Below are 15,814 nucleotides of genomic sequence, written 5' to 3'. Positions count from 1 at the left end.
GTATCACCTGCGTTCACTTGGGACATTCAAAAGCGCTTCGATCAAAACCGGCAGGCGGATGGGCTTTGCGATGTAGTCATCCATCCCCGCGTCCAAACACATCTCACGATCGCCCTGCATCGCATTGGCAGTCATGGCGATAATTCGCGGCCGTTCATCGTCTTGGAACAGCCCGTTAATACGACGCGAAGCCTCCAACCCATCCATTTCGGGCATCTGTACATCCATCAGAACGACATCATAGGATTGTCGATTAACGCTTTCGATGGCCTCTACCCCATTGCTGGCCAGATCAGCGCGATAGCCCATCTGTTCAAGCAGACGCAGCGCCAGTTTCTGGTTCACAAGGTTGTCTTCGGCCAACAAAATGCGCAGCGGATGCCGTTTTGCCATTTCCGGATCGGTCTGGGGCTTGCCCTCAGGTTTTGCCGGTTTTTTCGGGGCGTTGTCGGCCGCGAACAAAGTGACCAGCGTGTCGAACAGATGCGATTGACGCAACGGTTTCGAAAGGTTCGCGGCAAAAAGACCATCGCCGAGTTCCATGTCTCTCGGCCCGAGCGAGCTGAAAAGAACTAGCGGCAAACTGGGCTTAAGGTCCTTAATCTTTTTGGCAAGTTCTTCGCCATCCATGTCCGGCATGTGCATATCGAGAATGGCAAGGTCGAAACCGTGCCCTTTACTCAAAAGGTCCAGCGCCTCGGACGGCCTTTCACAAGCCTTTGTTTTCATCCCCCACTTTTCAGTTTGAAGGGGCAGAATTTTTCGATTGGTGGCGTTGTCATCCACCATGAGAATACGCTTACCTTCCAGTTCAGACTGGACCCCAACCAGATTACGCGACGCGGACCTGACAGGTCGGGCTGGTTTGGCCTGAATTGTGAAGGTGAAGGTCGATCCATGCCCGCCTCCGTCACTTTCCGCCCACATGGTTCCGCCCATCAGCTCTGACAGTCGCTTGGAGATTGCCAGGCCAAGACCCGTGCCGCCATATTTGCGTGTGGTCGAACTGTCGGCCTGACTGAAGGATTGGAAAAGTCGGCTCATGCCCTTTTTCGTCAGCCCGATGCCGGTATCGCGGACCTTGAAGGTAAGCTCCAGCGCGTCACCGACCTGCGCGGATTTTTCGACCGACAGAACCACCTCGCCGGTTTCTGTGAATTTCACCGCGTTGGACAGCAGGTTGAGCAGAATCTGGCGTAAGCGCGTAAGATCGGCGCTGATGGCCACGGGCAAACCGTCGTCGAACTCATAGGCCAGATCCAGCCGTTTTTCGGCAGCTTTACCGCTGATCAGATCAAGGGCACTTTCGATGCACTCGCGCAGATCGAACGGATGATTTTCGATATCCATCTGACCGGCTTCGATTTTCGAGAAGTCCAAAATCTCGTTGATGATCCCCAAAAGGGCATCTCCGCTATCGCGGATCGTGCGGGCGTAATCCCCTTGTTCGGCGTCAAGTTGCGTATCCATCAACAGCCCGCTCATGCCGATTACGGCGTTCATCGGGGTGCGGATTTCGTGCGACATGGTCGCAAGGAAGGCGCTTTTGGCTTCGTTCGCGGCTTCGGCGGCTTCTCTTGCTTCTTCGGCCTCACGGAACAGGCGCACATTCTCAATCGCGATGACGGACTGGTCTGCAAACGTTTCAGCCATTGCGACTTCTTCTTCCGAAAACGGGGTTTGCGATTTCCTGATAAAATTAAGCCCGCCCAGGCATTTACCACCCCGCATCAACGGAACGCCAAGAAAGGCTTCATATCCGTTTTCTTTTTGCAGCTTCTTGGCAAGGCGAGGCAATTCAAGTGACGACAGATCATGTACGTGCATCGTTTTGCCCGCCAGAAAGACCGAGGATTGAAAGTTGTCTTGCGGGTCAATCGGATGCCGGGTTTTACCGAAATCGTGTATCAGGCCCTTGGGTGAGGCCAATGCCACCTGCCACCAGGAACTTTCATCCGTCAGCGTGGCAACAGCCAGATCACAAGACACAAGCCGTGTTGCCGAATTTACAATGACCTCAAAGACCGGCGTTGTATCCGTTGGTGATTGGCTGATCACCCGCAATACGTCGGCACTGGCGGTTTGGCGCGAAAGCGCGGTTTGCGTGTCGTTGAACAGCTGAGAATTCTGAATCGCAATGATGGCTTGCGACGCAAATGTCTCCATTTGCTTGATCTGTTTTTCGTCAAAGGCCGCTTTTTCGCGGCTGCCCATACTGATCACGCCGATCGTGTCGCCGTCTCGTATCAGCGGAACCGACAAGACAGATCTGTAACCTTGAAGATTGGATTTCAGAACAGGGTCATATCTGGAGTCTGATTGCGTATCTTCGACGTAATCGGCATGTCCGTGCAAAAGCGCCCGCGCGGTGGCCGAGTTTTCTCCGGGTTCGAAAGGATGGGATTTAAGAAAGCTGGCAAACGAGTCCGACACATTGTGACCTGCAAAGAAATGGTATTTTCCATCCTCAGGTCTTTTGAGCGCGACGAAGGCATCCTGCAGGCGGCAGATACGGGACGACACGGCCAGCAAAGCCCCCAGAACAGGCTCTAACGCGTCGGGAGATCGGGAAATGACCTCCAGAACTTCGCTTGACGCTTTTTGGTACTCCAGCGCCTCTTCCACCTCTGTCGTGCGGGTCTGAACTTCTTCGAACAACTGGGTGTTGTTGATCGCGATCAACGCCTGCGCTGCGAATGTCTCTAACAGCTTGATCTGTTTGTCACTGAACGCGCACGCTTGTCGGTGCGCCATGACGATGACGCCAACGACCTGGCCATTCTTGACCAACGGGACACCCAGGGTTGTCCGGTAGTCGCCGATCTCGGCGGCTTCGGTCCATGTATAGGTTGGGTCCTGTCGTGTGTCCTTGATATAGACGGTCTTGCCATGCAACGCCGCACGTCCGATGCATGAGCCTTCCTCGGGGGCGATAGGATTTTCTGATAGGAAAGTCAGAAACGCGTCGCTCACGTTGTGCGTCATGGCAACACGGTAAAGATCTTCGTCAGGATCCCGCATCGCGAAAAACGCATATTCCGGTGAGCAAATGCGCGAAGCCACCTCAAGGATCGTATCCAATACAGGGGGCAAATCATTGGGCGAGCGAGAGATGACATCCAGCACTTCGGATGTGGCGGTCTGATACTCAAGCGCCTGCATCACTTCGGCTGTACGTTCCTGCACTTCCCGAAACTGGCGAACGTTTTCCATCGCAATAACGGCCTGGGCTGCAAAGGTCTGGACCAAAGCAACATCATCATCCGAAAACGGTGCCACCTCGCGCCGATAGAGCACGATCACCCCAAGCCCCAAACCGTCTTTCATCAAAGGAACCGCCAGAACGGAACGGGCCCCTTCGACCTCGACCATCTGCACCCGCCTTGGGTCGCGGTCCCGGTAGTAAAGCGGATCAGCGGCAATATCGTCCTGGCGTACGACCTGACCGTCAACCAAGGGCCTTATTGCGATCAGTTCCGTTCGCGTCAGCGGTTCCACGAATTCTCTGAGGGCTTCGTCGAAGTCTGTTCTGGCACCGATATTCGCTGGAATGGTGGCTAGCCCAGCTTCGTGATCCGCGACGCATAGAAAGGCCAGCGGCGCTTTGCATAAACGGCTGGCGTTATCCAGAATGCTATCGAACACCGGGTTTTCGTCATCTCGACTGCGGCTGATGACTTCAAGAACCTGACCCGTTGCCGTTTCGCGTTCCAGCCGGTTTCGCAGTTCCTTGAGTTGCCTTGTGTTTTCCAGCGCTATTACGGCCTGCGCCGCAAACCCTTCGACTAGCGATATTTCATCATCCGTAAACGGACGCACTTCACGCCGGTAAATCCCGATAACGCCGACCGGCTCGCCTTCAGCCGACATCAGCGGGACTGTTAGAAATGAACGAACGCCTTCTTCATCAACAAGCTGGCGACGCCATGGGTCACCCTTGATGTACTTTTCTGTCTGACGCAGATCGACATTGTGTATGACGCGCGCCTCGCGCACAGACCTTGCGATCTGAAGGTTTGAGTCAAGCGACCAGCGATCCACACCGACCTCATAGGTCGCAAGTTGATCGCCGAAATGCGCGGCGTATTCCAGATGCGTTCCAGCCTCGTTCAACAGGCTCAGCGTGGCGACATCCGTTTCACATAGCCGGGCAGTGTTTTCCAAAATCGTTTGGAAAACCGGCGCCTCGTCGTCCCGGGAACGACTTATGATCTCAAGGACTTCCCGAGTTGCTTCTTCGCGGGCCAGTCGATTTTGCAACTCGCGGAATTGGCGGACATTCTCGATCGCGATTACGGCCTGTGCGGCAAATGTCTCGACCAGTTCGACCTGGTCACTGGAATATGGCCGCACCTCATCGCGCGCCAACATCAGGCATCCAATTGCCGCACCATCCTGCTTTAATGGCACGAACAGGTTGCTGCGGCATCCATGTTTATCGACCACAATCCTGAAACGTTCATCGCCTGATCTGTGAAACTCGGTATCGCCCATGTCGGCAACGTGCCGGGTTTCACCGCTAAGAATCGTATCCGCCACCAACGAGTTGCCCGGCTCCATCGTGTATTTGCCATCAGTCCAGAGCTGTTGGATCTCAGGGTGTAAATTGACGCTTGCGACCAGCCGCTGCAGGGTGTCGCCCTCTTTTCCCAGCACCAGTCCCGCGAACACCGCACCGCAGAGATCTTTCGCCAACGCGACGATCAAATCACAGACCGGCTGCACATCGTCCTTGGTTTCCGAGATCGCCCGCATCACACGCGCTGTCGCGTCAAAGCGCGCTTGCTGATCCGCGGCGCTTAACTCAGGTAACGGCGCGCGGGTACTCGCTGTGTCAGATACATTTTCTTCACTCACCGGTGCGAGGGCCCCCAAGCAAATTCTTAAAATATACCGGTCCAGAGTGTAGACAGCACGAATTAGAAGTCACTGAATTTCTTCGCGAACATAGGCATTATGTTTGCACAAAACGTTTTGGCAAAGGTTAGTTCCGCCGACGGCCTGTCAGACCATGGCACATTCTGTCGCGTAGATTTGTGCAGTTCAGGCAGGATGGGATGCGGTATTTCCGTGTTTGTTCGGCTAGGGTGTTTGAATGGAAAAACAGTTTGAAACTATCGCGATCAACATTGCCGATGCGCTGAAAACGCAAAAGCAGATCGACCCGGTGCTGTCAGAATCCGTCTCATCTGACCACTCATACGCGATCGCACGCCGCGTGCGTGGGATTTTGGATCAGCGCCCGGCAGGTCGAAAAGTCGGTTTCACAAACCGTGCTATCTGGCCCATATACGGGGTTTCACAACCCATCTGGGGGATGGTTTTCGCTGAAAGTCTGTATTCAAATGACCAGCCCATCCATCTTGCGGATTACGCGGAACCAAGGATAGAGCCTGAAATTGTCCTCGGTCTGAAAACAGCGCCGCAAGCTGGTATGGATAGGGAACAGCTAGCGAAATGCATAGATTGGTTCGCCCCGGGCATTGAAATCGTTCAATCTATTTACCCGAATTGGAAATTCTCTATTGGCGATACGATTGCCGCGCAGGGTCTGCATGGTTGTCTGATACTGGGCGAAAAAACACCCGCGACCAAAGAACGCCTGAATGGATTACCGTCTGTCCCGGTTGAGTTGATCCGCGGCTCGGAAACTGTAGACCATGGCAAAGGAGAAAACGCTCTGGACGGCCCGGTCGATGTGTTGGCTCATTTGACTTCTCTTGTTTCAGCTCAGGACCCTCTGCAAGTAGGCGAGTTTGTCTCGACAGGCACACTCACCGATGCGTGGCCATTAAAGCCGGGTGAGACATGGACAGCGCGCTATGGTGGGGTCATGGATACCGAACTGTCTGTTCGGTTTGTTTAGCTTGGCGCAATCCGATCAGAGGTCGGTTTATCTTGATAACCAAACTGCTTATCACTGCGCAAAACAATCACTTTGGGCTATGATACTTCGAAAAGCTTTGCACTCTAAGCTTTGGGAGTATTTTCGCCTGCCGCTGTTGGCTGGCTGAAAGGCGCGGCTTTCACATCGAGATTTCCGGAGCAGGCGGACGGCCCGAATTCGACGTTGGGCTTCATTTCAAAATGCTATGGCAAAAGCCCGCATAGCAGCTATTTGCAGCGGAGCGAAAATTGTATGTTTCTTGAACGATCATTGCTCGAGCTACCGCGCCTTTTTCTGAACCTAAAAAGGTTGGGGTTGGTCGGACTAGACGTTCGAAAAAGGAGATTGACGTGAGCAGCACCGATATTTCGGTCCCGGACGGCTCAAACCAGAGCCTTGATATAGCCATCTCAGCAGACGGAACTGCGCAAGCCGGGCGCACCTACGAGATACCTGCCCGATGCGGTATCGCTGTCAGGCTTGCGCGGGGGCAAACTCTCACTATCGTTAATCCAAGCGGTCATCAGGTTTGTGACTTCTTCGCCTTTGCCGCCAAGGACCTGCACGAGCATCTGTCGATGCCCCATCTGCATACCTCGATTGCATCAATCTTCCCGAAGGTCGGCGACGTCTTGGTCAGCAACCAGCGGCGGCCCTTGTTAACAATCACTGCGGACACTTCGCCGGGGGTGCACGATACAGTTATCGCATGCTGCGACCACGCAAGATATCGCGAACTGAAATGCGAAGGCTATCACGACAATTGTGCAGACAACCTGCGCATGGCGCTTATCGCCATCGGGCTCAAGGCGCCGCTGATCCCGGCCCCGTTCAACATTTGGATGAATGTGCCACTCAGGGCGGATGGATCCACCAGCTTTGAACCTCCGGTCGCGCGCGCAGGCGATCGGATTTCGCTGCGGGCCGAAGCCGATCTTATCGCGGTGATGTCGGCCTGCCCGCAAGACATGACACCCGTGAACGGCAAAGGGGTCGCGCCGGACAAACTGGAATTCAGCGTACGGTGAGTTGAATCGTCAACGCGGAATTTGGCAAAGCCTACCTGCTGGGTGAAGCAGCCGGCACATCCCGTCACTTGCCTTTAAAATAATGCAAAACTCGCTGCGGTATGCCGAGCCTAACCTTCCATTCGCTATCGGGTGCTTAGCTTACCCTCCGAAAAAGCGTAGCTTTGCGAGGCGAATGCTAACTGGGGCGACGAAAAGTCAGCCCGCTTGTTGCCGATCGAACTCCATGCGGAACTGCCTGACATCATGCATTTGCTCATGAGACCAGAACACAAGCGGCTTAAGTACGTCGAGGAGGCTGCGTCCCAAGTCTGTTAGCTCATAGGTTACGGCGACCGGGGGACCGGGTTCCACCGTCCGTGTCAGGTATCCGTCTCGCTGCAAGCCGCGAAGATTTTCGGTCAAGACGCTTTGCGTTATGTCCCCAATGCACCGTTTGAGGTCGCCAAACCGTCTTGGTTCGTCTTCCAGGGCCAGAATAATGATCATCCGCCATTTGCCAGTCACATTGGAAAGCACGGATCGAATACAGCAGTTCGATGCCTCTGCTTTATTGGCAACTCCGATTGGTAGCATATTAGATCCTAGTATGAATAACAGACCTTCATGCTCTAACTCATTTGCCTACATTCGGCAATGAACCGTTGTCACGTTGGTATGATAGACCCTACCAGGTTCGGTACAGGTACGTAATTGCAGTCTGGTATGGTTTTGCTACTACGTATCTGAAGCGTACGAATCAAAGGATCTCCCCGTGTCTGCCAAAGAAATCGTCATCGCCCTGTTTACTGCAGCTTTTATTGACCACGATCCCGACGCGGCTCGCGCGCTTATCACTCCGGGCTATATTCAGCACAATCCACAGATTGAGACCGGCGCCGACGGATTGATCAATCTGATACCATTTGTCGGGCAATCGGGAATGACTGTCACGACGCACCGGGTCATTTCAGAAGGTGATTTGGTTGTCCTGCATAGTACTTTTGACAACGCACAGATGCTCGGTTCCGATACTATGGCCGCGTTTGATGTTTTCCGGATCGAGGACGGTAAGGTCGCAGAGCACTGGGACAACCTGCAACCCGTTCCTGAAACAACTGTTTCCGGACGCGGCATGACGGATGGTCCGACTGAAATCACCGACCTCGACAAGACCGAAGAAAACAAGGCGCTTGTGCTGGGGTTCGTGCGGGATGTGCTTGGGGGTGCCGCCCCTGAAAAGGCACCGATGTACTCAGAGGTCTACATGCAGCACAACCCGAACCTTGCGGACGGCATCGATGGCTTGCTCGAAGGCACCAAAGCCTGGGCAGAACAAGGTTTCGTCATTACCAAATTCGACCCTCAAATCGTTGTCGCAGAGGGCAATTTTGTCTTCGTGGCCTCGGAAGCTACGGTCAGCGGCAAACCTTGGGCGTTCTTCGATCTCTGGCGTGTCGAGAATGGTTTGATTGTCGAACACTGGGACGTCGTCTCACCAACTCCGGCGAAAATGGTGCACGATAACGGCAAATTCTGAATCCGACATATGAGGGAAGCGTGCCTGCACATCTATATCTAGCGGGTCCAAGGATCAGCCTCAAACACACTCACTTTTAAGGATCACAGCAATGTCCGACGGGCGCAATATCACACCCCAAGTCCCTTTCGAAGAATTGAAACAGGATCACTGGACTGATCATGAAACGCGGAACGCCGCCGTTGTTGTTGATTTCTTTCAGCGGCTGATGAACGAGCACGATTTTGACTATGTGTCACGCACCTACGCAGACGGATCGTACATCCAGCACAACCGGGCCATCCCGTCCGAGATGTCCGGTGTGGTCGGATATGTGAAGACGCTGACCAAGCGGTTCCCCGACTACAGCTATGATGTCAAACGGATCATTTCGAGCGGTGATTACGTTGTGCTCCATAGCCACGTTACGCTTAAGGCGCAGCATCGCGGGAACGACAGGAAGGGCTTCATCATCACGGATACTTTCCGGTTGGAAGACGGCCAACTGCGCGAACACTGGGACGCCATGCAGGCCATAGACCTGTTCACCCGGTTCTTGATGCTGCTCACCGGGGGCAATGTCGCGAATGACAACCCAACGTTCTGATCTCAAAAGGTGACATTATTCGAACGTTATCCTAACCTTGCAGTATGAGAGCGCGCCTGGCTGTGATCTTGATGGCCGATCTGGTCGGTTATACGTCCGCAATGGAGGCGGATCAGTCGCTCGCAATTGAACTGGTGCGCGAACTTCGCGATAAGCTTCTGGAACCCGAGGCCGTGCGAAGAGGTGGCGAGATCCTGAAGCGGATGGGTGATGGATGGATCATTGCCTTTCCGTCGGTATCTGCAGCAATCGAAACCGCCCAATTTGTGCAAACGGCATTGGCCGATCATGATAAAACCAAACTACGGATGGCAGCGCATCTTGGCGAGATCGTTCAAGACGAAACCGACATTTATGGCACCGGGATCAATATTACTGCCCGCCTTCAAACCGAGGCACCACCCGGTGGCGTGATGATCTCTGAAGACCTTAAACGGCAGTTGGACGAAAAGCTGTCGGCAGGGTTTAGCGATGCAGGTAAATTCGATTTAAAGAACCTTGCCAATCCGGTGAATGCGTTTCAATGGCGACCTGCGCGGCAACATGAAAATGAACACACCGATCTACCGTCCATTGCGGTGGAGCCCGTCACGAGCGCGCCTGAAACGAGGGAAACGCTTGAGGTCTGCGCCGATCTGCAGGAGCAGCTGGTTCACAGCCTGTCGCGCCGCACCGGCGTGCGTGTCATCGCAACAGATTCAACGTCTGAGACCAAAGCAACGTACAGCCTGAGATGCAGGTTACGTTGCCGCGAGGCGGAGGCAAGAATCTCGTCCAGCCTGACCCGGTTAGGAGATGGGCAGGTGATTTGGTCGCGTTTTTTGAACGGTGACACTGAGAACCTGTTTGAATTGTCCGACCGGGCCGCAGAACAGCTTTCGGACGAATTGCGTTTGCAGATAAACGCATTTGACGGCGATCGTCTTGGCGACGTTCCAGACGATCAATTGAGCCCCAGCGAATTGAGGTCCCGCGCGGCTATGCTGTTTTATCGCGCCACTGTCGAGGACTATCATCATGCCGCAAAATTGCTGGAGCGAGCGCTTCGACTTGATCCCGAGAACGGATCCGGGCTTGCGATGTGGTGCGAAGCCAAACTGTATCCCTTGGAAGCATGCTATCGCGAGGCTGATCCGGACCTGCGTACGCGCATTATCGAAGCTTCGAACAAGGCTGTTCAGGCGGCGCCCCGTTCCGACTATTGCTGGTACACACGGGCACAGGTGCGTGCACGCCTTGCAGGTGATTTGCATGGTGCGCGAAAAGACATCGAGAGAATTTTCCGACTGAACCCCAGCTACGTTCTCGGCATGGAGGCCAGCGGTTACACGGAAATCATTGCCGGAAACTGGGAAGCTGCTCGGAAGAGTTTGTTAAAAGCTGTTGCTCGCTCAACCGAGGATCCGTTTCTGCCTTACAGGCTTTATCCCCTGTCAATTGCCCACATGATGCAAGGTGACCAGAAGGGTGCCATTGAGGCCATTTCGGACGCCACGGAAATGCGCCCTTATTGTCGGCATTTCTGGTTGGTGAAAACGTGGATACTCAGGACGTCGGGACTGCATTCAGAAGCAGAAATTGCCGCAGAGCGGGCGGAATCACTGGTAGAAAGAGCAGATATCCTGGCACAGAACCTTCATCTGCCTGACACCATCAGAGAGGCGATAGGGTTGCCAGATGATCCGATTCCAGCATAGCCGCCCAACAGGCACTTAAGCGTTTAGGTTTTTAGACGAACGGCCTTCAGCGTCAAAGGTCATTCATTTGTACGCCACGACTGCGCGTGTGATACCGGTTAGTGAAAAGGTTTCAAACCGTTTGAAACCAATCTCTCGCGCCCAGGTTTCGAACTCCGCAGCGCTAAAATCAAAGGCGCGGTCGCCGAACTCCATCAACATGGTCAGAGACATGAACAACCCAAATGTGTTTTCACGCCGTTCGTCGTCGATCAGAGCCTCAATCACGACAAGGGCGCCGTCACGCTGAAGCGTCTCATAGGCCTTTTGGATCAGGTATCGTTTCTGCTCCAGGTCCCAATCATGCAGGATCATACCCATAGTGATTACATCGGCATGTGGAAAATGATCCTCGAAGAAATTCCCGGACACGCATGTTATGCGTTGTTCAAGATTATCTTCCACCACGCGTCTCTGAGCGATTTTGGTGACCTCGGGCAGATCGAACGAGGTACATGCCAGATGGTCATGCGCCCGAGTCAAAAGACGCGATAGCAGCGCGTCCGCACCGCCGATATCCGTAACGCTTTGATAGTTTTCGAACGGAAAGACGCGGGCCAACTCTTTAAATGCGTGCAGCGACGAACCGTTCATCGCCGCCATGAAAGCTTCTAGTCGCACAGGCTCGGCGTAAAGCGTCTCAAAGAAACCGGTTTCCTGGGATTTGCTTTCGTTCTGCGCTTCGCCGGTTTGCGCAGCCTCAAAGATCGTATCCCAGTATCGATAATTGCGATTGTCCCAAAGCTCCAGGATACCGCCGATATATCCGGGTTTTGCGGGGTCAAGATATGTAGCTGTCTCTTCGGTATTGCTGTAGACTGCGCTTGGCCCATCGCCAGTGCGGTTGAGAAGTCTTACCGAGACCAGCAAATCCAACATATCCATCGCCGGACGTTCCCGCAGGTTATACGCCGCGCGGATCTCGGACAGTGTCATGCCACCTGACGCCAAACGACCGAAAAGACCTGCCCCCGTTGCGGCAAGCAAAACACGCGACACACCATAGCCCGACGCAACAGTCATGATGTGATCCAGAGTGGGCTTGGTCATTCTAGCCTCCCATAGGTACGCGCAAGACAATAGCCACAACAGTTACGCTACAATGCAATCAGACCGACAATCGGGATCGCAAATAATCCAAAAGCATACGTTGCGATCAAAAGGGCCGATGCCGTCGCCGCGTCACACCCATATCGTGCCGCGATCACAGCCGCCAAGGCACCCGATGGCATGGCTGCTTCAATAATCAGAATGTCTTTTTGGAATTCGGTTAAACCGAGCACCGTTGCGAATGCTGCCGCGATTGCAGGCTCAAGGAGCAATTTCAATCCGCATACCAACACCAGCAGCCCTGCGATTTCTCGGAACGAGACAGGCTTAAGCATGAGACCGATTGTGAAGGCGACCAGAAACGTCAGCGAGTCGCTGGCAATCCTCAGTACACTGCTCAGCAAATCCATGGCCTTGTGATCCGGAGCCAGTCCAAAAGAGGAAACCAGAATGCCCAGAACAAAGGCAATGAAGATTGGAGATCGAAGAAAAGACTTCGCCGCATCGATAACATCAGGGCCATCTTCTACATCCGTACCGAAGTAACTAGCAATCGCGACACCGAACGTAAAAAGCGGCATTACGACGCCAACTTCGCCCATAACGACAAGCTGGCTCATTACTTCTGTGTTTTCGCCGAATATCCCGTGGACCAATGAATATCCCAGCGTGGATGTGCTCCCTACCCCTGAGACCAGGATTACGGAACCCAAGACCGGTCGCTCCAGCTGCATCCAACGGCCTATCGCCCAAGCCACCACCATGACCAAAGCGATCGAAATGAAGATGACAAAGGCAAGATAAAGGTTGTCTAAATTGAAGGGCTCGCTACTGAGATTTGCAAATATCAATGCGGGGAGAGCAAAGTCTGTTACGAGGCGCGCAAACACGCCTTGCTCATGAGCTTGAATAACATTCTTTTGTCGAAACCAGATCGCAGCGCCAATCAGGGCAAGCATCACGATAAATGAGTCGAGCAGACTTTCAAATTGCACTTGTTACACCATCAGCCCCCGAGCACAGTCGTTTCATTCGATCAACCTTAACCCAGAGTGGAACGTTGGGCCAACGTTCAAGATTTTGAACACCGACGTTTGCCTTTCTACAAAAGCAACGCGTCGCCGTCTAAACTGCCTGAGTTGTTTTGAAGGCTTAGGGCGAATGGTATGAATTGAAGGATGACGTGAACTGGTTTCACCGTCATGCTTTTTCAAAGTTTTGCAACGAATGTGCTGCTATCAGATTTCCGAGCAGACCTCCCCCAACGTTTTAGACGGGTCTGCTGTAGGGTTGCCGGTTTGCTTCACTCTGTGAGAGGTTTCGCTATTGCATCATTTATCAGGATCCATGTCGTCGCTCTGCCGACCCTGACGCCGGAGAACACCCTCAAACTTATCCCGGTCAAATCCTCAAGGGCACTAAAGACGATGTTGAGAGACTTTCTGAAATCCCGTTTCTGATCTACAGCACGAACCTTACCGAATTTCGGGTAGATCCTGACATGACCGTCCTGCCGACCTACGAAACCCCTGCACAGGATTTCGTAGGTCGTGGCTTATCGTGCAAATGGACAGCGATCAAAAGTCCAAGTTTTCGACGCTCAAAGCGTTTTGCTGAATGAACTCGCGCCGTGGTTCGACCACGTCGCCCATCAGCTTAGTGAACAGGTCATCCGCTTCGACCATATCATCCACACGCACTTGCAACAGCGTGCGTGCATCCGGGTCCAGCGTTGTTTCCCAAAGCTGATCGGGGTTCATCTCGCCCAGACCCTTGTAGCGTTGCAACGACAGGCCCTTTTCGCCCTCTTCCAGAATAGCGCGCAGCAGGTCCAGCGGGCCGTGGATGGCTTGCATGCGGTCACGGCGAACCAGCGTGGCCGGAGTGTTGTAAACCTCTTGCAGGCTTTGTGTGAAGCTGCCGGTCTTGCGTGCCTCGCCGGAGCGCAGCATCGGGCCGTCCAGAGTACGCACCTCTTCAACACCGCGCAGGATACGGGCCAGGCGGATACCATGGTCCTGCGTGATCCGGCCCTGCCAGCCGCGCTCGTATTCCAGCGCAATCAGATCCAGACGGGCGGCGACTTTGTCGGCCACGCCCTGCAGGTCGGCATCCACCGCACCAGGTACAAACGCCCCGGCCACGGCGGCCTGTTCCAGAATGTGACGCGGATAATGCGTCGGGAAGGCGTCCAGCACGCGTTTCAACTGACGTGCCTCATCGACCACACGGGTTAGGTCTTGCCCGACGATTTCCTCGCCTGAGCCCAGTTTCAGCACCGCGCCCTCGACGCCCTGATTGATCAGGTAATCGTCCAGCGCAGCCTGATCCTTCAGGTAAACTTCTGATTTACCACGCGAAACTTTATAGAGCGGCGGCTGCGCGATATACAGATATCCACCCTCGATTAGTTCCGGCATCTGACGGTAGAAGAAGGTCAGCAACAGAGTCCGGATATGCGCGCCGTCCACGTCCGCGTCAGTCATGATGACGATCTTGTGGTAGCGGAGCTTTTCGATGTTGAACTCGTCTCGGCCAATGCCAGTGCCCAGCGCCATCACTAGGTTGCCGATTTCCTGCGACGACAGCATCCGGTCAAATCGCGCGCGTTCAACGTTCAGGATTTTCCCACGCAGAGGCAGAACGGCCTGAGTCAGGCGGTCACGACCCGTCTGGGCGGAACCACCGGCCGAGTCACCCTCGACCAAGAAAACTTCGGTCTTGGACGGGTCTTTCTCAGAACAGTCTTTCAGCTTACCAGCCAGATAGTTCACATCCATCGCCGTCTTGCGGCGGGTCAATTCGCGCGCCTTGCGGGCGGCCTCACGGGCAAGCGCAGCCTCGATGATTTTACCAACGATGGCTTTGGCCTCGTTCGGGTTTTCTTCGAACCACTCAGCCAACTTTTCGTTCATCAGTCCTTCGACCGCCGGGCGCACTTCGGAGGATACCAGCTTGTCTTTGGTTTGCGATGAGAACTTGGGATCGGGTACTTTCACCGACAAAACGCAGGTCAGACCTTCACGCGCGTCATCGCCGGTAAAGCTGACCTTTTCCTTTTTCGCGATCCCGCTGGACTGCGCATAGTTGTTGATCGTCCGGGTCAGGGCGCCGCGGAAGCCCGCCACGTGCGTCCCGCCATCCCGCTGCGGGATGTTGTTGGTGAAGGGCAGAACCGTCTCATGGTAGCTGTCATTCCACCACATCGCGATTTCGACGCCGATATCGTCGCGCTCACCCTTGATATAGATCGGCTCAGGCATCGCGGGCGATTTGGATCGGTCAAGGTATTTGACGAATTCCTTGACACCACCCTCATAAAACAGCTCGGTCTCCAGCCGTTCGGCAGGGCGTTCGTCGATCAGGATGATCCGCACACCCGAATTCAGGAAGGCCAGCTCGCGCAGGCGCTTCTCCAGCGTATCGAATGAATATTCGAGGTTCGAGAACGTATCGGTCGAGGCCAGAAACCGCACCTCGGTTCCCGTGCGATCGCCGCAGTCCTGAACCACCTTCAGGTGTTCCGCGGTCTCGCCACCCTCAAAGCGCGCGACGTGTTCCTTTCCGTTGCGCCAGACGCGCAGTTCCAGCCAATCGGACAGGGCGTTCACCACGGAAACACCCACGCCGTGCAGACCGCCGGACACCTTGTACGAGTTGCTGTCGAACTTACCGCCCGCATGCAGCTGGGTCATGATGACCTCAGCTGCCGAGACACCCTCTTCCGGGTGGATATCCACTGGAATCCCACGCCCGTTGTCACTGACCGAAACACTGGAATCGGCGTGAATTTTCACCGTGACATGGTCTGCGTGACCGGCCAGCGCCTCGTCAATTCCGTTGTCCACGACCTCATACACCATGTGGTGCAGGCCCGAGCCGTCATCCGTATCCCCGATATACATTCCAGGGCGCTTGCGAACAGCTTCTAAGCCTTTGAGAACTTTGATGGAATCTGCACCATATTCCTGGGGTGCCTGTGCGTCTTCGGACATGCCGTCAGTACCT

At 54.4% G+C, this 15,814-nt stretch carries 10 protein-coding genes; 5 read left to right on the top strand and 5 right to left on the bottom strand.

Annotated features, from left to right (window positions below; translation table 11 throughout):
• Window positions 1-3 precede the first annotated feature (3 nt).
• Window positions 4-4,857, bottom strand: a complete 4,854-nt coding sequence (locus tag ACR0BD_RS16990) for a GAF domain-containing protein (protein WP_480832169.1) — start codon at window positions 4,855-4,857, stop codon at window positions 4-6.
• 238 nt (window positions 4,858-5,095) lie between these two features.
• Between ACR0BD_RS16990 and ACR0BD_RS16985 the strand changes: the two genes are divergently transcribed.
• Both ACR0BD_RS16985 and ACR0BD_RS16980 read left to right on the top strand, forming a co-directional pair.
• Entirely contained in the window at window positions 5,096-5,866 is a 771-nt protein-coding gene (locus ACR0BD_RS16985; RefSeq protein WP_480832167.1) for a 2-keto-4-pentenoate hydratase, read from the top strand.
• Between the two features lie 371 nt (window positions 5,867-6,237).
• The gene (locus ACR0BD_RS16980; protein WP_480832165.1) at window positions 6,238-6,915 is read left to right on the top strand and encodes a DUF1989 domain-containing protein; all 678 of its coding nucleotides are present in this window, start codon (window positions 6,238-6,240) and stop codon (window positions 6,913-6,915) included.
• Window positions 6,916-7,113: 198 nt separating this feature from the next.
• Here ACR0BD_RS16980 and ACR0BD_RS16975 read toward each other — a convergent pair whose 3' ends face one another.
• A complete protein-coding gene (locus ACR0BD_RS16975; RefSeq protein WP_480832164.1) occupies window positions 7,114-7,491 on the bottom strand; it encodes a winged helix-turn-helix transcriptional regulator in 378 nt (125 codons plus the stop codon).
• Window positions 7,492-7,669: 178 nt separating this feature from the next.
• On the opposite strand from ACR0BD_RS16975, the gene ACR0BD_RS16970 reads away from it, so the two are divergent.
• The 3 genes from ACR0BD_RS16970 (at window position 7,670) to ACR0BD_RS16960 (ending at window position 10,717) form a co-directional block, all read left to right on the top strand.
• The gene (locus ACR0BD_RS16970; protein WP_480832163.1) at window positions 7,670-8,434 is read left to right on the top strand and encodes a nuclear transport factor 2 family protein; all 765 of its coding nucleotides are present in this window, start codon (window positions 7,670-7,672) and stop codon (window positions 8,432-8,434) included.
• A gap of 91 nt (window positions 8,435-8,525) precedes the next feature.
• Entirely contained in the window at window positions 8,526-9,020 is a 495-nt protein-coding gene (locus ACR0BD_RS16965; RefSeq protein WP_480832162.1) for a nuclear transport factor 2 family protein, read from the top strand.
• A 44-nt stretch (window positions 9,021-9,064) separates the two neighbouring features.
• Window positions 9,065-10,717, top strand: a complete 1,653-nt coding sequence (locus ACR0BD_RS16960) for an adenylate/guanylate cyclase domain-containing protein (protein ID WP_480832161.1) — start codon at window positions 9,065-9,067, stop codon at window positions 10,715-10,717.
• A gap of 63 nt (window positions 10,718-10,780) precedes the next feature.
• On the opposite strand, the gene ACR0BD_RS16955 is transcribed toward ACR0BD_RS16960, so the two are convergent.
• From ACR0BD_RS16955 to gyrB, 3 genes are all read right to left on the bottom strand, one after another.
• Window positions 10,781-11,806: a methyltransferase gene (locus ACR0BD_RS16955; RefSeq protein WP_480832159.1), complete on the bottom strand. Its 1,026-nt coding sequence runs from the start codon at window positions 11,804-11,806 to the stop codon at window positions 10,781-10,783.
• A gap of 47 nt (window positions 11,807-11,853) precedes the next feature.
• On the bottom strand, window positions 11,854-12,765 hold the full coding sequence (locus ACR0BD_RS16950; RefSeq protein WP_480832157.1) for an AEC family transporter: 912 nt from the start codon (window positions 12,763-12,765) through the stop codon (window positions 11,854-11,856).
• Between the two features lie 618 nt (window positions 12,766-13,383).
• Window positions 13,384-15,801, bottom strand: coding sequence for a DNA topoisomerase (ATP-hydrolyzing) subunit B (gene gyrB, locus ACR0BD_RS16945; RefSeq protein WP_480698191.1), 2,418 nt, complete (start codon window positions 15,799-15,801; stop codon window positions 13,384-13,386).
• Between the last annotated feature and the right edge of the window lie 13 nt (window positions 15,802-15,814).

The sequence above is a fragment of the Ruegeria sp. G5 genome (assembly GCF_056533365.1).
This window is presented reverse-complemented; position numbering and strand designations above follow the sequence as displayed.